The organism is Spirillospora sp. CA-294931, assembly GCF_050946795.1.
Classification (GTDB): domain Bacteria; phylum Actinomycetota; class Actinomycetes; order Streptosporangiales; family Streptosporangiaceae; genus Spirillospora.
Map to the genome: position 1 here is coordinate 4,516,632 of NZ_CP192006.1, position 21,725 is coordinate 4,538,356.

Sequence of the window (21,725 nt, forward strand, 5' to 3'; positions counted from 1 at the left end):
GTTCAGCCGCCCGCGGAGATGCGCTGGATCTCGGCCAGGACGTCGGTGAAGGCGTCGGGTTTGACGGCCAGGCCGCCCGCGAAGGCGTGCGCGATGTCGACGGCGAGGTAGACGCCGATGCCCAGCAGGCCCGCCATGATGCCGAGCGGGACCAGGATCATGCCGCGGGGCCGGGCGCCCGCCAGGAAGGGCAGCAGGACGACGGCCAGCCCGGTGAGGACGGTGATGATCAGCAGCCCGGGGGGCGGGGTGGTCTTGGCGTCCATGGCGCGCTGGTGGCGGGCCGCGGAGATCTCGGCGACGTGGTCGAGGAAGGCGGTGCGGGCGTCCTTGAGCTCCTCGTCGTCGCCGGGCCGCACCGCCAGGCCCTCGCGGCGCAGGCCGTCGAGCCGGATCCAGCCCGCGGGGCTCAGCTTGCCGTCGGCCATCAGGGGCCATTCGGTGTCGCGGACGAAGGCGGCGTAGTCGCGCAGGCCGGTCTGGACGCGCTCGCGGACGGGGGAGGGGAGGCGTCCCGCGGCCCAGTGGGCCTCGACGATCGCACGGGTCTCGGTGTAGGTGTTGAGGCGGGCCGTGTCGGTCGTGGTCCAGGGGACGACGATCGCCACGGCGAACGCCAGCAGGAACAGCGCGGAGATCATCGCGCCGGTGTGGGACGTGGTGGGCCCGTCGGGGTCGTCGTCGTCCCTGGCCCTGCGGACCTGCCGGACGGTCAGGCTCGCGACGGCCACCAGGGCGATCGCGGCGGCGGCGGCGAGGAGGTAGGCGAGCATTGGCCCTCTTTCCTTCTTCGTGACGCCCCACAGGTCAACTACCGACAGTGATTTTAGATGTACTTATCGTTCAGGGTCGAGGGTTTGACGCGGACGTGCCGTCGATGTGGCGCTCAGGAGAGGTCCAGATAGGTTCTTGTGTCTGATCGTGCCGATGGTGGAGGATCTCTCGTATACGCGGTCTTGACGCGGAAGATTGTTCGGCTGGAGGGGAGACGGCAATGGCGCCGCAACGCAAACTCGATCTCGACCCGGCGGTGGTGGCCACCGCCAGGCGCCTGGCCGCCCGCGCCGCCGAGCCCATCATCGACATGGCGCGCACCAACACGACGGTGTCGGTGGAGCGGGCGCTGCTGAGGCTGGCGGGCCTGTCCGGCGCCGACGACGACGGCAATCCGTGGGCCAACCACCTCGCCGACGCCGTCCGCGCCCAGGTGGGCCTGGAGAACGGCGTGGCGCTGCCGGTGTGGGACGCGCTGCTGCGCGGCTCGTCCGGCTCGCTGTCGGCGCTGGCGCAGGAGGCCGCGCGCGGACGCGTGAAGTTCCGCCACCCCGCCGGCGCCGACGCCGACCGCGCCCGCGAGGCCGCGCGCCGCGCCGCGCGCGGCGGGATCACCCGCATCGACCGGCGCCGTGCCGAGCGCGACCGGATGCTGCGCGAGGTCGGCGACCCGCCGCAGCCGTGGATCTACCTGATCGTGGCGACCGGCGACATCTACGAGGACATCCCGCAGGCCCAGGCCGCCGCCCGCGAGGGCGCCGACGTGGTCGCGGTGATCCGCTCCACCGGCCAGTCGCTGCTGGACTTCGTCCCCGAGGGGGCGACCCGGGAGGGCTACGCGGGCACCTACGCCACCCAGGAGAACTTCCGGCTGATGCGGGCGGCGCTCGACGACGTCTCGCGCGAGCTGGGCCGCTACGTGCGGCTCACCAACTACGCCTCGGGCCTGTGCATGCCCGAGATCGCCACGCTGGCCGGCCTGGAACGGCTGGACATGATGCTCAACGACTGCATGTACGGCATCATCTTCCGTGACATCAACCCCCGCAGGACGTTCATCGACCAGCGGTTCTCCCGGCAGATCCACGCCCGCGCGGGCATCGTCATCAACACCGGCGAGGACAACTACCTCACCACCGCCGACGCCGTCGACGCCGCCCACACCGTGGTGGTCAGCCAGCTGCTCAACGAGCGGTTCGGGCACGAGGCCGGGCTCAGCGACGCCCAGCTCGGCCTCGGCCACGCGTTCGAGATCAACCCCGCGATCCCCGAGTCGTTCCGGATGGAGCTGGCCCACGCCCAGCTGGTGCGCGAGCTGTTCCCCGACGCGCCGCTGAAGTACATGCCGCCGACCAAGCACATGACCGGCAACATCTTCGCCGGGTACCTGCTGGACGCCTTCTTCAACCTGGCGGGCGTGATGACCGGCCAGTCGATCATCCTGATCGGGATGATGACCGAGGGCATCCACACTCCGTGGCTGTCGGACCGCGACCTGGCGCTGGAGAACGTCCGCTACGTCCGCGACGCCTGCGGCGGCCTGGCCGAGGACTTCATGCCCAACCCCGACGGGTACGTCGCCCAGCGCGCCCGGCAGGTGCTGTCGGAGTCGATCGAGCTGCTGGAGAAGGTCGAGGGCGACGGCCTGCTCACCGCGATCGCCGAGGGCACCTTCGGCGTCACCCGCCGCCCCGCCGACGCCGGCAAGGGCCTGGACGGCGTCGTGGCCCGCGACGACGGCTACTTCAACCCCGCCATCGAGATCCTCGACACCGAGGACCCGCAGGGCGCCAACGCCCGACTGGAGGTGCCCGCGTGACCGTCGAGAGCCCCCGCGGCGCGACCGGGGTCGAGACCCCGGCCGAACCCGCCGACACCCGGCAGGTCATCCGCCCCTACGGCGACACCACCGGCGACGGCATGGTGCAGATGTCGTTCACCCTGCCCGTCCCGGCCGGACGCCGCTCGGAGGCGGCCGCGCTGCAGCTGGCCGGGAAGATGGGCCTGGAACCGGCCAGCGTCGTGCACGCCAAGCCGATGGGCCCCGACTTCACGTTCTTCATCGTCTACGGCCGCGTCAACCACCTGATCGACTACGCCGGGATCCCCGCGCCGCCCGAGCGCGAGTTCCCGCTGCTGTCGGCCAAGGAGGTCAACCACGCCATCCGCCGCGGCCTGAACCGCCGCCTGGTGGTGGTCGGCGCCTGCATCGGCACCGACGCCCACACCGTCGGCATCGACGCGATCCTGAACGTCAAGGGCTTCGCGGGCGAGAAGGGCCTGGAGTACTACCGCGAGATCCACGTGGTCAACATGGGCGCCCAGGTCACCGTGCCCGAGCTGGTGGAGCGGGCCAAGGCCGACGACGCCGACGCCGTCCTGGTCTCGCAGGTGGTCACGCAGAAGAACGCCCACCTGCACAACACCAAGCAGGCCGCCGCCGCGTTCCACGCCGAGTACCCCACGGCGGTCGCCGCCGGGATGGGCCGCCCCCTGCTGGTGGTGGGCGGGCCCCGCTTCGACACCGTCACCCCCGAAGACCTCGGCGTCGACCGGATCTTCGGCAAGGGCACCACCCCGGCCGAGGTCGCCAGCTACCTGGTCCACGCCCTGGTCCCCAGCGACGCGATCCAGCGCGAGGAGGAGTCCGAGTGAGCGACCCCCGAGAGGGGCTGACGGTCACGCACCGCAGGTACGTGCCCTACGCCCACGCCCACTACGCCGGGAACCTGGTCGACGGCGCCTACATGGTCGCGATGTTCGGCGACGTGGCCACCGAGGTGTGCATCAGGACCGACGGCGACGAGGGGCTGTTCGCCTCCTACTCCGACGTGCAGTTCCTGGCGCCCGTGCGGGCCGGGGACGTCCTGGAGGCCACCGCCACCGTCACCCGGGTCGGGCGCCGCAGCCGCACGATCGGCTTCGAGGCGCGGGTGGTGTGCCGGGGCCGTCCCGACAAGGGCGAGTCGGCCGCCGAGGTGCTCGCCGAGCCGATCGTCGCCGTCACCGCCGTCGGGACCGTGGTGGTCCCCTGAGGCGCAGCGGGCCAGGTAGCCCACAGTGACGAGGGTGATTTCTCCCGGTTGGGTGATCATGGCGTTGAGCTGGTGAAACATGGAGTCGCCGCAGAACATGCGGCGGTTGACACAGCCGGTGGAGCCGGTAGTTTTGCTGCAGTCCAGCACAGGACTCACCGATCGGCCGCTCAGGACGCCACCGGACCGCGCCACGACGGCCTCAGCAGCGCACCACACGCGACGTCCGTCGCAGCCAGGCGTGGTGACCGGCAGCAGCGCCAGAGCGGAGCCGCCCGGTCGGTAGGGGGCTTGGACCCGGGAAGGGCCCGGACATCCAGTAGAAAACGGAGTTCCGTTTCTCACCGCCATTGAGACGGCTCCGGCCCGATGGATGTCACGGGCCCTCTTCCGTGCCCGCCCATGGATCGTTCCCACCGCGTCGCTTCCACCGCCCCGGGTCGCCCCCGGAGCCCGGGGCGGGTAGCGTTCCGGCCAGTGGTTTCCCGGAACGAGGAGCAGCAGGTGGCGCAGGAGACCCTCCCCGAACGGCCGGCGGCCCCCGAGCCGCGCGAGCCGTCCCGGAAGGACGGGCCCGGCGCGGAGCGCCCCGGCCGCCTGCGGCGCGTGCGCGCGGGGGGCCGTGCCGGATGGCCCCGCACCCTGCTCGCCCTGGGCTCCGGCCTCACCCTGTGCGCGGCGTTCCCGCCCATCGACATCCCCCCGCTGGCCCCCGTGGGCGTGGCCATGCTCGCCCTGGCCGTCCTCGGGCAGGGCGCCCGCACCGGCGCCTGGCTCGGCCTGCTGTCGGGCGTGACGTTCTTCCTGCCCGTCCTGGAGGGCATCGGCGCCATCGGCCCGGACGCCTGGATCGTCCTCAGCCTCGTCCAGGCCCTGTACCTGGCCCCGCTGGGCGCCTGCCTGGCGCTGGTCACCCGGCTGCCCGCCTGGCCGCTGTGGACCGCCGCCGCCTGGGTCGCCGAGGAGCTCGTGCGCGGCCGCGTCCCCTTCGGCGGGTTCCCCTGGGCACGGCTGGCCTTCAGCCAGACCGCCACGCCGCTGACCCCCTACGCCTCCGTCGGCGGCGCGCCACTGGTCACCTTCCTCACCGCCCTGGCGGGCGGCCTGCTGGCCTACGGCGCCCACACCGCCTACCGCGCCCACCGCGCCGGTGACCTGCGCCGCGCCACGCGCCCCCTGGCGGCCGCCGTGGCGTGCCTGGCGGCCCTGATCGGCGGCGGCCTGCTCATCCCCACCCCCACCGGCGGCGAGCCCGTCACCGTCGCGGTCATCCAGGGCAACGTCCCGCGCCTGGGCCTTGACTTCCTCGGCCAGCGCAAGGCCGTGCTCAACAACCACGTCCAGCGCACCCGCGAGCTGGCCGCCCAGGTCCGCGCGGGCAAGGTCCCCCGGCCCGAGCTGGTCGTGTGGCCCGAGAACGCCAGCGACCTGGACCCCTACACCGAACCCGACGCCTTCAACAGCATCGACGCCGCCGTCAAGGACGTCGGCGTCCCCGTCCTGGTCGGCGCCCTCACCGACACCCCCGACGGCAGCAAGGTCGAGAACCGCGGCATCGTCTGGGACCCCCGCACCGGCCCCGGCGACTACTACGTCAAGCGCCACCCCGTGCCGTTCGGCGAGTACCTGCCCTTCCGCGACCTGCTCACCAAGATGATCACCCGCTTCGAGCGCGTCCCCCGCGACTTCGCCCGCGGCGACCGCTCGGGCGTCATGCGGCTCGGCCCCGTCACCATCGGCGACGTCATCTGTTTCGAGGTCGCCTACGACGCCGAGACCCGCGCCTCCGCCGGCGGCGCGATCATGGTCGTCCAGACCAACAACGCCACCTACGGCAAGACCGGCATCCCGCCCCAGCAGATCGCCATGTCACGGCTGCGGGCCGTGGAACATGGCCGTACGATCTTGGTGGCGGCCACCAGCGGCATCAGCGCGATCGTCGCGCCGGACGGCCGCATGCTCGACCGGTCCGGGGAGTTCGTCCCCGACATCCAGGTGAGGACGGTCCCGGCGCGCACCGCCCGCACCCTGGCCGACCGTGTCGGCGCCGCGCCCGAATGGGCGCTGGCCGCCCTGGCCGCCGCGGCGGTCATCGCGGCCGCCCGCAGGAACGGCAGCGAACACGACGAGGGGAACACAGACTGATGGAGATCCCAGCCGACCTCGGCCGGGTGCTCGTGATCATCCCGACCTACAACGAGCGGGAGAACATCGAGGACATCGCGGGCCGGGTGCGCAAGGCCGTTCCCGCCGCGGACGTGCTGGTCGTCGACGACAACAGCCCCGACGGCACCGGTGACCTCGCCGACACCATGGCCGCCGCCGACGACAACATCAAGGTCCTGCACCGCGCCGGGAAGCAGGGCCTGGGCGCCGCCTACATCGCCGGGTTCCGGTGGGCGGCCGAGCACGGCTACGACGTCATGGTCGAGATGGACGCCGACGGCTCCCACCAGCCCGAAGAACTGCCGCGCCTGCTGAAGGCCCTGGTCGGCGCCGACCTGGTCATCGGCGCCCGCTGGGTCCCGGGCGGCAAGGTGCTGAACTGGCCCAAGTCCCGCCTGTTCCTGTCGCGCGGCGCCAACACCTACTCGCGCCTGATGCTCGGCATCCCGCTGCACGACTCCACCGGCGGCTACCGCGCCTTCCGCGCCGCGACCCTCGACAAGATCGGCCTGGACGACGTCGAGTCGCGCGGCTACTGCTTCCAGATCGACCTGGCCCTGCGCGCCCTGCGCCACGGCCTGCGCGTCGCCGAGGTCCCCATCACCTTCGTCGAGCGCGCCCACGGCAAGAGCAAGATGAGCCGCGACGTCATGGTCGAGGCGATGGTCCGCATCACCCAGTGGGGCGTGAACGAGCGCGTGAGCAAGGTGCGGGCGCGCCGCCGCTGACCCGCTGGCCCGGGCCGGGTGGGGAAACGATCCGTCCCCGCCCGGCGTTGAACCAGGTGCGTCCACACCTCGCTACCCGAAGATGGAGCCATGCTGCCGCTCGCACTGGTCCTGGCGTTCCTGCTGACGCCCGTCCTGGAGATCTACGTGATCATCCAGGTCGGGCAGGTGATCGGCGGCTGGCCCACCGTGGCGCTGCTGCTGGCCGAGAGCCTGATCGGCGGCTGGATCGTCCGCCGCGAGGGACGCCGCGCCTGGCGCGCGCTCACCGCCACCTTCCAGCGCGGTGACGTGCCCGACCGCGAGCTCGCCGACGGCGCGCTGATCCTGGTCGGGGGAGTGCTGCTGCTCACCCCCGGCTTCGTCACCGACGTGTTCGGGTTCCTGTTCGTGCTGCCCTTCACCCGGCCCCTGGTGCGGCGCCTGCTGACCCGGTACGCGGCCCGCCGCGTCCGGGTCGCCGGAGCCCGGGCCGGGGTGTTCCCGCCCGGGCTGGGCGATCTCGGCTTCGGCGCGCCGCAGGCACAGCCGCGTCCCGGCGGGCCCGTGGTGCGCGGCGAGGTCGTGCACGACGAGGACGCGCCGCCCACCGCGCGTTCCTGACAGATACCGGCTTACCCGAAGAACCGGGCCCGTACCTCGCGGTACGGGCCCGGTTCTTCGGGTCGGGTCAGGCGGACTTGCGCCTGCCCGCCCTCAAGATCTCCAGGCGCTCGGCCAGGACCTCCTCCAGATCCTCCAGGGTCCGGCGCTCCATGAGCATGTCCCAATGGGTCCTCGGGGGCTTGCCCTTCTTGGCTTGGGGAAGCTCACCGTCGACCCGCAGGGCGGTCGCCCCGCAGCTCCGGCATTCCCAGGTCATCGGCACCTCGGCTTCGGCCGCGAGCGTCACGGTGAACCGGTGGCCCTTCGTGCAGGTGTAGTCCACCTCTTGCCGGGGGGCCAGATCCGTGTTGCGATCGTTCTCGTAGCTCGTGGCTCCGAGTCGGGTGCCGCGAAGTGCGCGCTCGGCCATCGTCAAGTGCCTCCCAGACGGCTTGCGGTCTTGTACTGACCAACGCTGGTAACCCCGACAAGATTCCCGTCCCCGGTCGGATCCAACCCTGCCGACGGCCGCTGCTTGACTGGCGCGCCTAACGCCGCGTCGTCAGGACCGCGTCGATCAGCCCGTACTCCTGCGCCTCGGCCGCCGTGAAGAACCGCTCCCGATCGAGGTCATGGCGTACCTCCTCGGGATCGCGGCCCGTCGCCTCGGCCACGATCCGCTCGGTCTGGTCGCGCAGCCGCAGGATCTCCTGCGCCTGGATCTCCAGGTCGCTGGACGTCCCGCGCATCACGTCGATCTCCGGCTCGTGCAGCAGGATCCGCGAGCTCACCAGGGCCGCGCGGCGTCCCGGCGTCCCCGCCGCCAGCAGGATCGCCGCGGCCGACCCGGCCTGACCGACGCAGGTCGTCTCGATCTCGGGCTTGATGTAGCGCATCGTGTCGTGGATCGCCATCATCGCCGTCAGCGAGCCGCCGGGGGAGTTGATGTAGAGGTTCACCGGCCGGTCGGGGTCCATCCCCTCCAGCGCCAGCAGCTGCGCCGTGACGTCGTTGGCGGTGGTGTCGTCGACGGGGGTGCCGAGGAACACGATCCGCTCCTCGAACAGCTTGTTGTAGGGGTTCATCTCCTTGACCCCGTAGGAGGTCCGCTCGACGAACGACGGGACGATGTAGCGGCCCTCGGACCGCAGCGGCTCGCGCATCACGACCCCACCCGGTCGGTGTTGTCGATGACGTGGTCGACGAACCCGTACTCGCGGGCCTGCTCGGCGGTGAACCACCGGTCGCGGTCGGCGTCGGCCTCGATCCGCTCCAGCGGCTGCCCGGTGTGCAGCGCCGACTTCTCGGCCAGCACCCGCTTGAGGTACCGCGACTGCTCGGCCTGGATCTTGATGTCGGACGCCGTCCCGCCGATGCCGCCGTGCGGCTGGTGCATCATCACCCGCGCGTGCCGCAGCGCGTACCGCTTGCCCGCCGTGCCCGCGCACAGCAGCGTCTGCCCCATCGAGGCGGCCATGCCCATCGCGACCGTGGACACGTCGTTGGGGACGAACTGCATCATGTCGTAGATCGCCATCCCGGCGTCCACGACCCCGCCGGGGGAGTTGATGTAGATGGTGATGTCGCGCCGCGCGTCCTGCGAGGCCAGCAGCAGGAGCTCCGCGCAGACCCGGTTGGCCAGCGGGTCGTCGATCTCGCTGCCCACGAACACGATCCGCTGCCCCAGCAGCCGCTGGAACAGGGCCTCGCCGGCCAGGTCCGGCGCCGCCACCGAGGCCCGCATCCGCGGCGCGAACGTCTCCGGGCTGCCCAGCTGCGGCCGGGGCGCCTTGTACGGCTCCATGCGTCCTCCTGAAGAACTGAAGAAATGAACTGTACGTACTGTACGTTTGGACGGGAGGGTGAGCGCAAGGGAGGTTCGCTATACGATGAATCCCGTGGATGTGCCGGTGACGGAAGCGCGAGCCCAGCTGGCCGACCTGGTGAACCGGGTGGCCTACACCGGCGAGCCCATCCGGCTCACGCGCAGGGGGAGGCCGATGGTCGCCCTGATCTCGGCCGAGGACCTGGAGCTTCTGGAGCTCATCAAGTCCGAGCGCATCGACCTCACCCAGACCGGCGCCTCGGGACAGGGCGAGCGGCAGGGCCAGCCGCGCCCCGCGCAGCCCCTGCGCATCGCCGCCGAGTACCGTCCCCCCGGCCCGCCCCGTCCCCCCGGCTTCACCCGCTGACCGCCAGCCGCGCGCCCCTCGGCTCCTAGGCGGGACGCAACCTTACTGCGTAAAGGGCGTGGCCGGTGTTCAAGGCCTCCGCTCTTTGCCCGCTGTGCCACGACGGCGGGCGTAGCAAAGCGTGGCCAGGATCTGGGTGGCCGCGGCGAACACGAGGGCTCCGGGAAGGGACCAGGTGGCCAGGGGACCGGCCACTCCGGCTCCGACCGCGTAGCCGGTGATCTTCAGGCTGGCGCCCGTGGTGAAGATCTGGCCGCGCAGGTGGTCGGGGGCCTCGCGGTGCCGGATCGCGAACAGGGCCGTGAGCTGGGGTCCCTCGCCCAGGCCGGCGAGCACCGCCGCGGCGACGAGCGCGATCGGCTGGGCGGTGGCGGCCAGGGCCAGGGCGACGGCCAGCACCAGGGGAGTGCTCCGGATAATGGCGTCGGGGCTCAGCAGGCGGGGGCGGCGCGACAGCGCGGCGTTGGCGGCCAGGGCCGAGGCGGCGACGACCGACAGCAGGGCCGCCCCGTGGCCGGGCGAGCCGAAGGCGCGGTCCCCCAGCAGGGGGCTGCAGGCGATCAGGACGCCCTGACCCACGCAGGAGATCACCGAGGCGGCCGTCGCGCGGGCCAGGGGGCCCGAGCGGGTGATGGCGCCGAATCCCGCGGTGACCCCGGCGGCGAGGGATGCGGGCACCGGGGGGCGTTCCGCGTGCCGGGACGGGGGCAGCGTCCACGCCGAGGGCAGCGCGAGGCAGATCAGCGCGGCGGAGGCGATCACGGCGGCGGGCGCTCCGGCCAGTCCCGCGATGACTCCGGCCAGGGCCGGGCCCATCAGGCTGGCGAGGTTGAAGGTCATGGCGTCCAGGGCGTTGGCGCGGGGCAGGCCGCCGCCGGAGGCGACGCGGGGGAGCTGGGAGGTCCAGCCGCCGGACAGCGCCGGGCCGAGGAGCCCGGCGGCGACCGCGATCAGCACCGTGGCCGGGGCGGGCACGCGGCCCAGGCAGACCAGGATGACGACCAGGGCCGACGCGTAGACGGCCAGGGCGGCGGCGAGCAGGCGGCCCGGCCTGGCGGCGCGGTCGAGCAGGACGCCGAAGACGGGTCCGCCGACGGCGGCGGAGATCATGATGCCCGCCAGCAGCGAGGAGGCGGTGGCGGCCGAGCCGGTGGCCGCCAGGCCCGCCAGCAGCAGCGCGGGGCCCGACATCTCGTCGCCGGTGCGGGCGGCGACGGTGCCGGTGATGTACCGCCGCAGCGGGTAGCGCCTCGTCATGGGGGTGACGCTACCGATGTAACTCAAAGGTTCGCTATATGCGTTACATTGGGCGGGTGTCGTTCCCGAGAGATAACTGGTCGTCCCGGCATTCGGTGGCGGCCGTGGCGATGCGGACCGCCGCGCTGGTCAACGTCCTGGGCGGGCCGGATTCCGAGCCGGGCGCGGTGGCGGCGGTGCTGCGCGATCACGGGGAGCCCGAGCCCATCGGGCTGACCGCCGCGGACGTGGCCGAGATGGGCGCCGCCGCCGAGCTGCTGCGGGAGGTCTTCGCGGCCGATCGGCCCGACCTGGCCGCCGAGGCCGTGAACCGGCTGCTGCGGCGGACCGGGGGCGTGCTGCGGCTGACCTCGCACGAGGGACGCACCCCGTGGCACCCCCATCTCGACAGCGATGACGACGCTCCTTGGGGGGAGTGGTTCCTGGCGTCCTCGTGCATGGCCCTGGCTGTGCTGCTGTGGGATCGGCAGCGCCCACCCGGGGGTGTGTGCGCGGCGGCCCGGTGCCGCGACGTGTACGTCGTGCAGGGGAGCGGGCCCGCGCGGCGCTATTGCTCGCGGCGGTGCGCGACGCGCGAGCGGGTCGCGGCCCATCGGCGCTCGCGCGGCTGAGGTCAGGGCAGGGGAGTGGGACGGGGCCACAGGCTCCTGGCGGCCATGACGTGGCGGAGGGTGACCAGTTCGTCGGTCATGATGCCGTCGATGCCGATGTCCAGGAGGCGGTCCATCTCGGCGGGGTCGTTGACGGTCCAGGCGTGGACCTTCAGGCCGAGGTCGTGGGCGCGGGCGATGAACGACTCGGTGACGAAGGGCAGGGGCCCCAGGCCGTAGGGGACCTGGGCGCAGGCGACGCCGGTGGCGGCCAGCCGGACGAGCTTGTCGGTGGTGCCGCCGTAGGACTTGGCGCGCAGGGCCATGACGCCGCGGGGCCCCAGGGCGGTGCAGACGTCGTGGTCGGTGAACAGGGGCAGGCGGGCGCGCATCTGGGCCAGGCGGCGGGTGGAGAAGGAGGTCAGGCAGACGCGGTTCCAGGCGCGGGTGCGGTGCAGGGTGCGGGCGAGGGGGCCGATGACGGCGGCGTCCTTGAGGTCGATGTTGACGCGGGCGCCGGGGAAGGAGCCGAGCAGGTCGTCCAGGCGGGGGATGGGCTCGGTGCCGGCGATGCGGGCCTTGGCGACCTGGGCGTAGGGCAGGCGGGCGATGGCGCCGGTGCTGTCGGTGACGCGGTCGAGGGTGCGGTCGTGAAAGGCCACGACGGTCCCGTCGGCGGTGGCGTGGGCGTCGGTCTCCAGGTAGCGGTAGCCGAGGTCCACGGCGCGCTGGAACGCGGCCATGGAGTTCTCGGGACGCCCGGCGGCCCCGCCCCGGTGGGCGAAGGGGATCGGGCCGGGGTGGTCGAGGAATTCGTACGAGCGCGGCACTCCTCCGATTATGGCGGGTGTGCGCCCGTCCCGCGATCCAGGGCAGCGGGAAGTCGCCGAGGTCTCGTCGTGGTGCGACTCCGCCAACCGGCGACCTTACTGCGTAAAGGGCGTGGGCGGTGGAGCCGGTGCTACGGTGCTGGCGCTTGATCGCCGACAGGGGAGGAGGCCGGGGCATGGCCGGTGTGGAGGAGTACAGGGCGACGTTCGAGATGGTGGACGTCAACGGCGACGGTTTCATCTCGCCCGAGGAGCTCAAGGGCCTGATGCGGACCCTGGGCGAGGACGTCAGCGACACCCGGATCGTGGAGATCGTGGTCGAGGCCGACCTGAACCACGACGGGAAGATCTCGCTGGAGGAGTTCGCGGCGATGATGGAGCGCCACCGCGGGCGCGGCTGAGCCGGTCCCGGACTTCTGGTCCGGGGTCTGGCCTCCTCTGTATTTGAGCTTGTAGTTATATAAGCTTCATGTGATACTCGGTTCCATGGATGTTTTCGAAGCGGTGGCCGAGCCCAGCCGCCGGGTGCTGCTGGACGCCCTGGCGCAGGGGGAGCGGTCGGCGGGCGAGCTGGCGGCGACGCTGCCCCGCCTGACCCAGCCCGCGGTGTCCCGCCATCTGCGGGTGCTGCGGGAGGTCGGCCTGGTGGACGTCCGCACCGACGCCCAGCGCCGCATGTACGCGCTGCGCGCCGAGGGGCTGGTCGAGATCGACCGGTGGATCGGCCGCTACCGCCGTTACTGGGCGCGGCATCTGGACGCCCTGGAAGAGCACCTGGCCGAGTCGCGGCCCGTCACGGAGGAGGACAACCGGTGAGCGAACGTCTGGGAGAGGTGGCGATCGACGGCGACGGCGCCGTCATCACCTTCGTCCGGCATCTGCCGCACCCGATCGAGGACGTGTGGTCGGCGATCACCGATCCGTCCCGGCGGGCGGCGTGGTTCGGCGAGACGACCCTGTCGGGCCGGGCCGGGGGTGTGATCGAGATGGTGCCGGCCGAGCCCCCGGTGCCGCGCGAGCACAAGCGGATGACGGGGCGGATCCTGGTGTGGGATCCGCCGCACGTGCTGGAGCACGAGTGGGGCCAGGCGATCGTCGAGGACGGCGTCGTCCGCTACGAGCTGGCCGAGGACGGCGCGGGCACGGTGCTGACCTTCACCCACCGGGGGCTGGGCGTGCGCAACGCGCGGGGGTTCACGCCCGGCACGCACGCCTACCTGGACCGGCTGGAGGCCCATCTGGCCGGGACGGGGCTGCCGCTGTGGAGCCGCCGGTACGAGGAGGTCGCGGCGCGCTATCCGTCCTGGCGGTGAGGGGCGGAGGCGGTGTCGATGACCTCGTCCAGGACGTCGCGTGAGCGCAGCAGGTCGGTGATCATGCGGTCGATGCGGGCGCGTTCGCCGGTGAGGTCGTCCACCAGGCGCGGGGTGGCGATCTCGGAGGGTCCGCCGTCGGCGTCGCGCATGCAGGGCAGGATCTCGGCGATCTTGGCGCTGTGCAGGCCGGCGGCGAACAGTTCCTGGATGCGGATGACGCGGTCGACGGCGCGTTCGGGGTAGTCGCGGTGGCCGCCGGGGGTGCGGTCGGCGGTGAGCAGGCCCTGCTGCTCGTAGTAGCGCAGGGAGCGTTCGCTGACGCCGGTGCGCCGTGCCAGTTCGCCGATCCGCATCGTCCGCCTCCGGCCGCTTGAATCTGACATTGATGTCAGCTCTTACGGTACCGCCATGTCGGTCATATCTGAGGCGCCGCGTCGGCCGCGCCACCCGGGTTGGACGCTGGCGCTGCTGGCTTTCGCGCAGTTCGTCATCGCCATCGATTACAACATCGTCTATGTCGCGCTGCCCGAGATCGGGCGGGACCTGGAGTTCTCCGGCGGGTCGCTGCAGTGGGTGGTCAGCGCCTACGCGGTGACGCTCGGCGGTTTCATGCTGCTGGGCGGCCGCGCCGCCGACCTGCTGGGACGCCGCCGGGTGTTCGCGGCGGCGCTGGTGCTGTACGCGGTGTCGTCGCTGGTGGGCGGTCTGGCGCAGGGCCCGGGGCTGCTGGTGGCGGTGCGGGCCGTGCAGGGGCTGGGCGCGGCGCTGCTGTTCCCGGCGACGTTGTCGCTGGTCAACACCATGTTCGCGGAGGGCGCCGAGCGGAACCGGGCGCTGGCGGTGTGGGCCGCGATGGGCGGTGGCGGTCTTGCGGCGGGCGCGCTGCTGGGCGGGGTCCTCACCGGCGTGTTCGGGTGGGAGTCGACGTTCCTGGTGTTCGTGCTGCTGGCCGTGGTGGCGCTGGCGGGCGCGTTCGTGCTGCTGCCGCCCGACCCGCCGCGCGATGGCGCGGCGCGGCGGTTCGACCTGCCGGGCGCGGTGACGGCGACGGCGGGGATCACGCTGCTGGTGCTGGTCCCGGCGCAGGGGCCGGAGTGGGGCTGGACGTCGGCGCGCGTGCTGGCGGCGCTGGGCGCGGGCACGGCGCTGCTGGCGGTGTTCGCGGTGATCGAGGCGCGGGGCCGCGAGCCGCTGATGCCGCCGCGGATGTTCGCCAACCCGAGCCTGGTCGCGGCGATGTCGATCACGGCGGTGTTCGGGGCGGGGCTCGGCGCGCAGTACTACCTGCTCACGGTTTACCTGCAGGACGTCCTGCACTACGGCCCGATGCGTGCGGGCCTGGCGTATCTGCCGTTGACGTTGATGAACATCGCGGGCACCCGGGTCGCCGAGCGGCTGGTGACCCGGGCGGGGCCGCGCGCGGCGCTGGCGTCGGGTCTGCTGACCGGTGCGGCGGGCCTGGCGCTGCTGGGGGCGGCGGTGTCGCCGGACGCGTCGTTCGCGGTCGTCCTGCCGGGGATCGTGGTGTCGGGGCTGGGGATGGGCATGGTGTGGACGTCGATGTGGATCGCGGCGGGCAGCGGAGTCGCGGCCGGTGAGCAGGGTGTGGCCGCGGGCATGGCGTCGGTGACCCACCAGACGGGCCTGGCCGTCGGCACGGCGGCGATGGTGGCGGTGGTGAACGCGGGAACGGCGTCCCTGGGCGGCCCGGCGCTGGCCGAGGAACTGACCGGGGGAGTGGGGGTGGCGTACTTCATGGCGTCCGCCGTGACCCTGACCGGCGTCGCGGTGACGGTGGGAACCCTGGGACGCCGCCGGAGGTCTGCCGCCCGGACCCCCGCCCCCGAGACCGTGGGCTAGCTGGTGGCCGTGGGAGGCGGGGTCAGGGGGTGGTCCATTCGCGGCGGCGGGTCTCGGCCAGGGCGATGGCGGTGGCGACGGCGACGTTGAGGGAGCCGACGCGGCCGATCTGGGGGATGTAGGTGACGGCGTCGGCGGCGGTGAGCAGGGCGGGGGAGCAGCCGTGGTCCTCGCCGCCGACGGCCAGGCAGACGTCGCCGTCCAGGGGGGCCTGGTGCAGGGGGACGGCGTCGGTGGTGAGCTCGACGGCGATCAGGCGCAGGCCGCTCTTGCGGACGGCGGCGGCGGCCTCGGCGGCGGTGCCGGCGTGTTCCCAGGTGATGAGGCGTTCGGTGCCCAGGGCGGTCTTGGTGACGTTGCGGTGGTCCAGGGGGGTGGCGTTGCCGGCGAGCCAGATGTGGTCGACGCCGAAGACGGCGGCGCTGCGGACGATGGAGCCGATGTTGAACGGCTGGGTGACCGATTCGATCAGCAGGCCGAGGCGGGAGCCGGTGCGGCGGCGCCAGTCGCGGTTGAGGCGCTTGACGTCGGTGGGGCGCAGCTGGCGGCGTTCGGTCATCGGCTGGGTCCCTTGGTGACGGCGAGGACGCGGTAGGCCGAGCGGGAGGCGATCCGCTCGGTGGGGAAGCCCTGGTCGGTGAGCCAGCGCTGCAGGGAGTCCGAGCCGAGGTGTTTCTGGACGACCAGGTGGGCGCGTCCGGTGGGGGACAGGCGGGGCAGCCAGGTCAGCAGCAGGGTGTGCAGGGCGGGTTTGCCGATGCGGATCGGGGGGTTGGACCAGATCGCCTCGAAGGTGAGCGCGGGGTCGATCTCGTCCGCCAGCGAGAACCTTACGTTGTCAAGCTGGGCGGCGGAGGCATTGCACCTCGCCAGTTCCAGTGCGCGTTCATTGATATCGATCCCGAAAACGCTCGCCTGCGGCGAGCGTTTGGCCAGGGTGAGGGCGATGGGGCCGTAGCCGCAGCCCAGGTCGAGCAGGGCGCCGCGGTCGGGGGGTGGGGGAGCGGTCTCCAGCAGGATGCGGGTGCCGAGGTCGACGCGGTCGGGTGAGAAGGTGCCGCGGTCGGTCTCCAGGCGCAGGTGCAGGTCGGGCAGGACCAGGTCGACGGCGCCGGGACGGCTGGCGGCGCCGGGATTCTGCGAGAAGTAGTGTTCCCCCACGTCGGCCGACCGTATCAGCGTCGCGGAGGTGCCGGGTTCGCGGAGCGGCGTTTGCCGCGGTCAGGGGAGGCGGGAGAACCAGGCCAGGGACAGGCCGCCGGTGGCGATGGCCAGCAGGAGGGCCAGGCCGGTGAAGCGGGCGGCGACGTCGCGGTGTTCGATTTTGAAGCCGAGTGAGCTGCCGATGCTGGAGTAGACCTCGGAGAGCTGGCCTCCGTCGGCGGCTTCGTAGGCCTTGCCGCCGGCTCCTTGGGCGAGGGTGCGCAGGGTTTCCTTGTTGACCGAGACGCTGGTGGTCTCGCCTTCGATGTCGACGGTGCCGTAGGGGGTGCCGAAGGCGATGGTGGAGACGGGGATGTGGGCGGTGCGGCTGGCGTCGACGGCTTCGGGGACCGAGCGTCCGGTGGTGTTGTCGCCGTCGGACAGCAGGACGATGTGTGCGGGGGGCGGGTTGCTGCTGGCCTGGGCGTCGAAGGAGCGGACGGCCTGCAGTGAGGTGAAGACGGCTTCGCCGATGGCGGTGCGTTTGGCCAGGACGAGCTGGTCGATGGAGGCGATGGCGGCCTGGCGGTCGGTGGAGGGGGCGGCGACGAGGTTGGCGTTGCCGGCGAAGGAGACGACGCCGACATTGAAGCGTCCGGGCAGGTCGCGGATGAATTTCTTGGCGGCGGTCTTGGCGGCTTCGAAGCGGTTGGGGGCGACGTCGCGGGCCATCATCGACAGGGAGACGTCGACGGCGACCATGATGGTGGCGCGGTCGCGGGGGACTTTGACGCCGGTGGCGGGGCGGGCGAAGCCGACCATCATCAGCAGCATCATGGTCAGGAAGAGGGCGGCGGCGACGTGGCGGCGCCAGCCGGGGCGGCGGGGGGCGACCTGTGTGAGCAGGGCGAGGTTGGTGAAGCGGACGGTGTAGGTGCGGCGTCGTAGCTGGAGCAGGACGTAGGCGGCGGCGATGAGGGGCAGGAGCGACAGCAGCCAGAGGCGTTCGGGTGACAGGAAGGTCATGCGCGGGCCCCGGTGGTGGTGACGGTCCGTCCGGCGGCGCGGCGCTGGCGGAGGGCGAAGCGGGCGACGTCGGCGATCCAGTCGCGGTCGGTGCGCAGGATGAGGTGGTGGGCGCCGCAGCGGCGCAGTGCGGTGCGGGTGTGTTCGCGTTGGGCGGCGGCGGCGTGGGCGTAGCGGGCGCGGGTTTTGGCGTTGAGGACGATGTCGTGGGTGGCGCCGGTTTCGGGGTCGGTCATTTCCAGCAGGCCGATGTCGGGCAGGTCGAGTTCGCGGGGGTCGATGATTTCGACGGCGAGGACCTGGTGGCGGGCGGCGAGGCGGCGCAGGGGGCGTTCCCAGGTGGGGGCGTGGTCGGTGCCGGGGGTGTGGGGGAGGAAGTCGGAGATGATGACGCGCAGGCCGCGGCGGGTCTGGCCGCGGTCCAGGGCGGTGATGCCTTCGGCGAGGTCGCGGGGTTCGCCGGTGGGCGTGGTGTCGGCGTCGAGGATGGCTTGCAGGAGGGCGTACATGGCGGCTTTGCCGGTGCGGGCGGGCCAGCGGCGCAGTTGGTGGGGTTGCAGGAGGTAGGCGCCGACGCGGTCGCCGAGGCGGACGGTGAGGAAGCCGACGGCGGCCAGGGCGGCGACGGCGAGGTCGCGTTTGGTGAGGTTGGCGGTGCCGAAGTCCATGCTGGGGGTGAGGTCGGTGAGGGCCCAGGCTTCGAGTTCGTGGTCGGCGATGAGGTCGCGGACGTGGGGTGTGGTGGTGCGGGCGGTGACGGCCCAGTCCATGTGGCGGATGTCGTCTTCGCCGGGTTGGTAGAGGCGGGCTTCGGCGAGGTCGGTGCCGGGGCCGGGGAGCAGGCCGAGGTGTTCGCCGTTGAGCAGGCCGTCGAGGCGGCGGGTGACCTGGAGTTCGAGGCGGCGCAGGGTGCGTTCGGGGGCGAGGGCGGCGAGTTTGCCGTCGCGGTGGGGGGTCATGGGGTGGTCGCGGCGCCGTGGTTCCACACGACGCGGGGTGGGGGTACGGCGGTGAGGATCTGGGTGACGACGTCGCCGGTGTCGACGCCGTCGGCGAGGGCGTCGAAGGTCAGGACGACGCGGTGGGACATGACATCGCGGGCGACGGCGCGGACGTCGTCGGGCAGGACGTAGTCGCGTCCGGACAGCAGGGCCAGGGCGCGGGCGGCGGAGACCAGGCCGAGGGTGGCGCGGGGGCTGGCGCCGATCTCGATGACGTCGCGGAGGTCGGGGAGGTGGTATTGGTCGGGTTCGCGGGTGGCCATGACGAGGCGGACGATGTAGTCGGCGACCAGTTCGTGGACGGAGACTTCGGCGGCGGCGCGCTGGAGGGTGATGAGCTGGCCGGGGTCCAGGACGCGGGTGGCTTCGGGTGGGTCGACGCTCATGCGTTGGAGGATCTGGAGTTCTTCGTGGGCGCCGGGGTAGCGGACGTCGATTTTCATGAGGAAGCGGTCGCGCTGGGCTTCGGGGAGGGGGTAGACGCCTTCGGATTCGATGGGGTTCTGGGTGGCCAGGACGATGAAGGGTTCGGGGAGGGGGTAGGTGTTGCCGCCGAGGGAGACCTGGCGTTCGGCCATGACTTCCAGGAGGGCGGATTGGACTTTGGCGGGGGCGCGGTTGATTTCGTCGGTGAGGACGAAGTTGACGAAGACGGGGCCGAGTTCGACGTCGAATTGTTCGGTGGAGGGGTGGTAGATGCGGGTGCCGACGATGTCGGAGGGGACGAGGTCGGGGGTGAATTGGAGGCGGGCGAAGGTGCCGCCGACGACTTGGGCGAGGGTGCCGACGGCGAGGGTTTTGGCGACGCCGGGGACGCCTTCGATGAGGCAGTGTCCTTTGGCGAGCAGGGCGACGACCATGCGTTCGACCATGTGTTCTTGGCCGACGATGACCTTTTTGACTTCGGCCACGGTGTGTTGCAGGAGTGCTGCGGCCTGGTCGACGTCGTGGGCGGCGACGGTCATCTTGGGAGTCCCCCTGAGCGTGCTGCGTTGTCCTCCGGTTTCCCGACCCTACGCGATCAGTTTGACCTCGTGGGCCGTGGGTCTCTTACCCCGGTGGGGGCGGTTGTAGTGTGGCGCTCATGTCGAGGCCGTTGCCGCCGGGGGATCCGGTTGAGCTGGGTCCGTTTCGTTTGTCGGCGCGTCTTTCGGAGTCGTCGGCGGGGATCGTCTATATGGCGGTGGACGGTGCGGGGCGGCGGGCGTGTGTGGCGGTGCTGAATCGTGGTGCGGCGGGGGACGCGGCGGCGCGGGATCGGTTCCGGGCGGCGATTGTGGCGGAGTTGCCGGGGGCGGGTTTTTCGGGGGTGGGGGGTGCGGCGCCGGTGGTGGCGGCGCAGCCGGAGGGTCCGGCGCCGTGGGTGGCGACGGAGTATGACGCGGATCGTCCTGATCGGGTGGGTGCGGGGCGTTTTCTTGAGCCGGTGGTGTTGGCGGGGGTGTCGCGGGGTCGTCGGGGTGGGCGTCGGCGGGGGCCGGGGTTCGCGCCGTATTGGGTGGGGTCGGGGGAGCCAGCGCTGGAGCGTCCGCGTGCGGTGGCGGTGCCGGGTGTGGTGCGGGAGCGTGATGAGCGGGGGTTGGTCGGCGCGATCGTGACGTTGGCGGTGGTGCTGGTGGTGTTGGCGTTGTTGATGCTGGTGTTGTTCGCGTGTCAGCCGCGGGTGCGGGAGCCGGAGCCGTTGCCGCCGGAGCCGACGCCGTCGTCGTCGGTGCCGTCTCCGTCGTCGCCGTCGCCGGTGCCGACGACGCGGGTTCCGAGTCCGAGCCCGTCTCCGTCGTCGCCGGGGCCGTCGGGGCCTGATGGTGGGGGTCCGTTGTAGTTTTTTTCGGCTTGGCGGGGTCGGGTGGGTGGGCCATCATGGGGCGATGGTGGAGAGTCTGGTCGCGTTCGTCGGTGCGGCGTTCCTGATCGCGATGGCGCCGGGTCCGAGCACTGTGGTGATCATGCGTAAGTCGGTGGTGTCGGGGCGGCGTGCGGGGTTGGCCACGGTCGTGGGGAACGAGGCCGGGGTGGTGGCGTGGGGGGTGGCGGCGGCGCTGGGGTTGTCGGCGTTGCTGGCGGCGTCGCGGTTGGCTTATGACGGTTTGCGGGTCGTGGGTGCGGCGGTGCTGGTGTATTTCGGGGTGCGGGCGTTGTGGCAGGCGCGGCGGGGCGCCGCTGTAGGGGACGGTGCGGTGGCGGAGGTTGTGCCGGAGTCGTTGTGGCGGTGTTTCCGGCTGGGGCTGGTGACGAATCTGGCGAATCCGAAGGCGGGGGTGTTCGCGGTGTCGTTCCTGCCGCAGTTCGTCCCGGCGGGGTGGCCGGTGTTGTGGACGCTGGTGGCGTTCTCGGTGGTGTGGGCGCTGGTGGATCTGGTCTGGTACGCGGGTGTGGTGTGGCTGGTGGGGCTGGCGCGGCGGGTGTTCGAGCGTCCGGGGGTGCGGCGGCGGCTGGAGCAGGTGTCGGGTGTGGTGCTGGTGGGGCTGGGTGTCCGGTTGGCGGCCGAGTCGCGCTGAGGTCGCGCGCTGAGGATGCGCTGATGGTGGTGGTCTCGATTCGCTGACGCGGGCGGGAGGGCCGGTCGATGCGGTGTCCGGGGTGCGGGAGCGACACGGGCGCGGGTGGACGGTGCGCGCGGTGCGGTGCGGTTGTGGAGCCGGTCGGGGGGCCGGTGGAGGAGACGTGGCTGGCCGATATCCCTGCGGCGGGGCATCCGCCGGTGCCGCCGCTGGCGCCGGGGGTCGCGCCGCCGGGTCCGGGCCGGGGGCGGGGCGGGCTGGTGGGGTGGGTGCTGGCGGGGGCGCTGGGGTTGGCTCTGGTGGCGGTGGTGATCGTGCTGTGGCCGTCGGGCGGTGATGAGGGGCCGCGGCGGGAGCCGGCGGTGGCGGCGTCTCCCAGTGCGGACGCGTCGTCGGGGTCTTCGCCGCCGGTGGGTGATCCGACGCCGGATCCGGGGCGGCGGTTCTGGGTGGACACCTACGACGACGCCGCCGGGTACGCCTCGCCGGGGGCGTCCGAGCGGTCGGGGACGTTGCGGGAGGGGACGAACTTCGTGTTCTGCAAGCGGTGGGGGGCGCGGCGGGACCGGGACGGCGGCGCGGTGTTCAATCATTGGTGGCTGTTCACGGTGCTGGACGAGCCGCGCGGTGGCCGGGGGTGGGTGTCGGCGCTGTTCCTGACGCGGGGCGGCAACGACGAGGCGGCGGACAATTCGGGGCGGGACATCCCCGTCTGCTAGAC

Annotated in this window: 27 protein-coding genes; 15 read left to right on the forward strand and 12 right to left on the reverse strand. The window is 72.3% G+C overall.

Translation table 11 applies throughout. The features are described from left to right. Positions 1 to 2: 2 nt before the first annotated feature. Positions 3 to 773 (reverse strand): hypothetical protein, encoded by a 771-nt coding sequence (locus tag ACQPY4_RS20125; RefSeq protein WP_433338581.1) that lies wholly within the window; start codon positions 771 to 773, stop codon positions 3 to 5. A 221-nt stretch (positions 774 to 994) separates the two neighbouring features. Here ACQPY4_RS20125 and ACQPY4_RS20130 point away from each other — a divergent pair, with 221 nt between their 5' ends. From ACQPY4_RS20130 to ACQPY4_RS20155, 6 genes are all read left to right on the forward strand, one after another. After that, positions 995 to 2,593 (forward strand): lysine 5,6-aminomutase subunit alpha, encoded by a 1,599-nt coding sequence (locus ACQPY4_RS20130; protein WP_433338583.1) that lies wholly within the window; start codon positions 995 to 997, stop codon positions 2,591 to 2,593. After that, positions 2,590 to 3,429 carry an OAM dimerization domain-containing protein gene (locus tag ACQPY4_RS20135; protein WP_433338585.1) on the forward strand — a complete coding sequence of 280 codons (840 nt, stop codon included), beginning with the start codon at positions 2,590 to 2,592 and terminating at the stop codon, positions 3,427 to 3,429. Before ACQPY4_RS20130 ends, ACQPY4_RS20135 begins: the two co-directional genes overlap by 4 nt. Then, positions 3,426 to 3,809: a hotdog domain-containing protein gene (locus ACQPY4_RS20140; RefSeq protein ID WP_433338587.1), complete on the forward strand. Its 384-nt coding sequence runs from the start codon at positions 3,426 to 3,428 to the stop codon at positions 3,807 to 3,809. The genes ACQPY4_RS20135 and ACQPY4_RS20140 overlap by 4 nt, the downstream gene beginning before the upstream one ends. A 477-nt stretch (positions 3,810 to 4,286) precedes the next feature. Then, complete coding sequence (lnt, locus tag ACQPY4_RS20145) at positions 4,287 to 5,954, forward strand: apolipoprotein N-acyltransferase (RefSeq protein WP_433338589.1); 1,668 nt, start codon at positions 4,287 to 4,289, stop codon at positions 5,952 to 5,954. Continuing rightward, entirely contained in the window at positions 5,954 to 6,703 is a 750-nt protein-coding gene (locus ACQPY4_RS20150) for a polyprenol monophosphomannose synthase (RefSeq protein ID WP_433338591.1), read from the forward strand. Before lnt ends, ACQPY4_RS20150 begins: the two co-directional genes overlap by 1 nt. Positions 6,704 to 6,793: 90 nt before the next feature. After that, on the forward strand, positions 6,794 to 7,306 hold the full coding sequence (locus ACQPY4_RS20155; protein WP_433338593.1) for an FxsA family protein: 513 nt from the start codon (positions 6,794 to 6,796) through the stop codon (positions 7,304 to 7,306). Between the two features lie 67 nt (positions 7,307 to 7,373). Here ACQPY4_RS20155 and ACQPY4_RS20160 read toward each other — a convergent pair whose 3' ends face one another. The 3 genes from ACQPY4_RS20160 to ACQPY4_RS20170 form a co-directional block, all read right to left on the reverse strand. Beyond that, a complete protein-coding gene (locus ACQPY4_RS20160; RefSeq protein ID WP_131740249.1) occupies positions 7,374 to 7,718 on the reverse strand; it encodes an RNA polymerase-binding protein RbpA in 345 nt (114 codons plus the stop codon). A gap of 118 nt (positions 7,719 to 7,836) precedes the next feature. Then, complete coding sequence (locus ACQPY4_RS20165; RefSeq protein ID WP_433338595.1) at positions 7,837 to 8,451, reverse strand: ATP-dependent Clp protease proteolytic subunit; 615 nt, start codon at positions 8,449 to 8,451, stop codon at positions 7,837 to 7,839. Continuing rightward, complete coding sequence (locus ACQPY4_RS20170; protein ID WP_433338597.1) at positions 8,451 to 9,092, reverse strand: ClpP family protease; 642 nt, start codon at positions 9,090 to 9,092, stop codon at positions 8,451 to 8,453. Before ACQPY4_RS20170 ends, ACQPY4_RS20165 begins: the two co-directional genes overlap by 1 nt. 106 nt (positions 9,093 to 9,198) lie before the next feature. Here ACQPY4_RS20170 and ACQPY4_RS20175 point away from each other — a divergent pair, with 106 nt between their 5' ends. Continuing rightward, positions 9,199 to 9,480, forward strand: a complete 282-nt coding sequence (locus ACQPY4_RS20175; protein ID WP_433338599.1) for a type II toxin-antitoxin system Phd/YefM family antitoxin — start codon at positions 9,199 to 9,201, stop codon at positions 9,478 to 9,480. 69 nt (positions 9,481 to 9,549) lie between these two features. Here ACQPY4_RS20175 and ACQPY4_RS20180 read toward each other — a convergent pair whose 3' ends face one another. Next, a complete protein-coding gene (locus ACQPY4_RS20180) occupies positions 9,550 to 10,737 on the reverse strand; it encodes an MFS transporter (protein WP_433338601.1) in 1,188 nt (395 codons plus the stop codon). 56 nt (positions 10,738 to 10,793) lie between these two features. Between ACQPY4_RS20180 and ACQPY4_RS20185 the strand changes: the two genes are divergently transcribed. After that, positions 10,794 to 11,348 carry a CGNR zinc finger domain-containing protein gene (locus ACQPY4_RS20185; protein ID WP_433338603.1) on the forward strand — a complete coding sequence of 185 codons (555 nt, stop codon included), beginning with the start codon at positions 10,794 to 10,796 and terminating at the stop codon, positions 11,346 to 11,348. A 2-nt stretch (positions 11,349 to 11,350) separates the two neighbouring features. On the opposite strand, the gene ACQPY4_RS20190 is transcribed toward ACQPY4_RS20185, so the two are convergent. Next, positions 11,351 to 12,157 carry a glycerophosphodiester phosphodiesterase gene (locus ACQPY4_RS20190; protein ID WP_433338605.1) on the reverse strand — a complete coding sequence of 269 codons (807 nt, stop codon included), beginning with the start codon at positions 12,155 to 12,157 and terminating at the stop codon, positions 11,351 to 11,353. A gap of 176 nt (positions 12,158 to 12,333) precedes the next feature. On the opposite strand from ACQPY4_RS20190, the gene ACQPY4_RS20195 reads away from it, so the two are divergent. The 3 genes from ACQPY4_RS20195 (at position 12,334) to ACQPY4_RS20205 (ending at position 13,470) form a co-directional block, all read left to right on the forward strand. Next, on the forward strand, positions 12,334 to 12,558 hold the full coding sequence (locus ACQPY4_RS20195) for an EF-hand domain-containing protein (protein ID WP_433338607.1): 225 nt from the start codon (positions 12,334 to 12,336) through the stop codon (positions 12,556 to 12,558). 85 nt (positions 12,559 to 12,643) lie between these two features. Further along, positions 12,644 to 12,973, forward strand: a complete 330-nt coding sequence (locus ACQPY4_RS20200) for an ArsR/SmtB family transcription factor (protein ID WP_433338609.1) — start codon at positions 12,644 to 12,646, stop codon at positions 12,971 to 12,973. Beyond that, complete coding sequence (locus ACQPY4_RS20205; protein WP_433338611.1) at positions 12,970 to 13,470, forward strand: SRPBCC family protein; 501 nt, start codon at positions 12,970 to 12,972, stop codon at positions 13,468 to 13,470. Before ACQPY4_RS20200 ends, ACQPY4_RS20205 begins: the two co-directional genes overlap by 4 nt. On the opposite strand, the gene ACQPY4_RS20210 is transcribed toward ACQPY4_RS20205, so the two are convergent. Continuing rightward, a complete protein-coding gene (locus tag ACQPY4_RS20210; RefSeq protein ID WP_433338613.1) occupies positions 13,452 to 13,826 on the reverse strand; it encodes a MerR family transcriptional regulator in 375 nt (124 codons plus the stop codon). The genes ACQPY4_RS20205 and ACQPY4_RS20210 overlap by 19 nt on opposite strands. Positions 13,827 to 13,881: 55 nt before the next feature. Here ACQPY4_RS20210 and ACQPY4_RS20215 point away from each other — a divergent pair, with 55 nt between their 5' ends. Beyond that, positions 13,882 to 15,333: an MFS transporter gene (locus tag ACQPY4_RS20215; protein ID WP_433338615.1), complete on the forward strand. Its 1,452-nt coding sequence runs from the start codon at positions 13,882 to 13,884 to the stop codon at positions 15,331 to 15,333. A 22-nt stretch (positions 15,334 to 15,355) separates the two neighbouring features. On the opposite strand, the gene ACQPY4_RS20220 is transcribed toward ACQPY4_RS20215, so the two are convergent. From ACQPY4_RS20220 to ACQPY4_RS20240, 5 genes are read right to left on the reverse strand one after another with little or no spacing between them, the layout of a single operon-like run. Next, complete coding sequence (locus tag ACQPY4_RS20220) at positions 15,356 to 15,892, reverse strand: TrmH family RNA methyltransferase (RefSeq protein ID WP_433338617.1); 537 nt, start codon at positions 15,890 to 15,892, stop codon at positions 15,356 to 15,358. Next, positions 15,889 to 16,494 (reverse strand): class I SAM-dependent methyltransferase, encoded by a 606-nt coding sequence (locus ACQPY4_RS20225; RefSeq protein WP_433338619.1) that lies wholly within the window; start codon positions 16,492 to 16,494, stop codon positions 15,889 to 15,891. The genes ACQPY4_RS20220 and ACQPY4_RS20225 overlap by 4 nt, the downstream gene beginning before the upstream one ends. Positions 16,495 to 16,554: 60 nt before the next feature. Further along, positions 16,555 to 17,502 carry a VWA domain-containing protein gene (locus ACQPY4_RS20230; RefSeq protein ID WP_433338621.1) on the reverse strand — a complete coding sequence of 316 codons (948 nt, stop codon included), beginning with the start codon at positions 17,500 to 17,502 and terminating at the stop codon, positions 16,555 to 16,557. Beyond that, entirely contained in the window at positions 17,499 to 18,461 is a 963-nt protein-coding gene (locus ACQPY4_RS20235; protein WP_433338623.1) for a DUF58 domain-containing protein, read from the reverse strand. Before ACQPY4_RS20235 ends, ACQPY4_RS20230 begins: the two co-directional genes overlap by 4 nt. Continuing rightward, positions 18,458 to 19,468, reverse strand: a complete 1,011-nt coding sequence (locus ACQPY4_RS20240) for an AAA family ATPase (protein ID WP_433338625.1) — start codon at positions 19,466 to 19,468, stop codon at positions 18,458 to 18,460. Before ACQPY4_RS20240 ends, ACQPY4_RS20235 begins: the two co-directional genes overlap by 4 nt. A gap of 685 nt (positions 19,469 to 20,153) precedes the next feature. Here ACQPY4_RS20240 and ACQPY4_RS20245 point away from each other — a divergent pair. The 3 genes from ACQPY4_RS20245 to ACQPY4_RS20255 all read left to right on the forward strand — a co-directional run bounded on the left by ACQPY4_RS20245 (position 20,154) and on the right by ACQPY4_RS20255 (position 21,723). Next, entirely contained in the window at positions 20,154 to 20,306 is a 153-nt protein-coding gene (locus tag ACQPY4_RS20245; protein WP_433338627.1) for a hypothetical protein, read from the forward strand. Between the two features lie 65 nt (positions 20,307 to 20,371). Beyond that, on the forward strand, positions 20,372 to 21,001 hold the full coding sequence (locus tag ACQPY4_RS20250; protein WP_433338629.1) for a LysE family translocator: 630 nt from the start codon (positions 20,372 to 20,374) through the stop codon (positions 20,999 to 21,001). Positions 21,002 to 21,135: 134 nt separating this feature from the next. Continuing rightward, positions 21,136 to 21,723 carry a hypothetical protein gene (locus ACQPY4_RS20255; RefSeq protein WP_433338631.1) on the forward strand — a complete coding sequence of 196 codons (588 nt, stop codon included), beginning with the start codon at positions 21,136 to 21,138 and terminating at the stop codon, positions 21,721 to 21,723. Positions 21,724 to 21,725 lie beyond the last annotated feature (2 nt).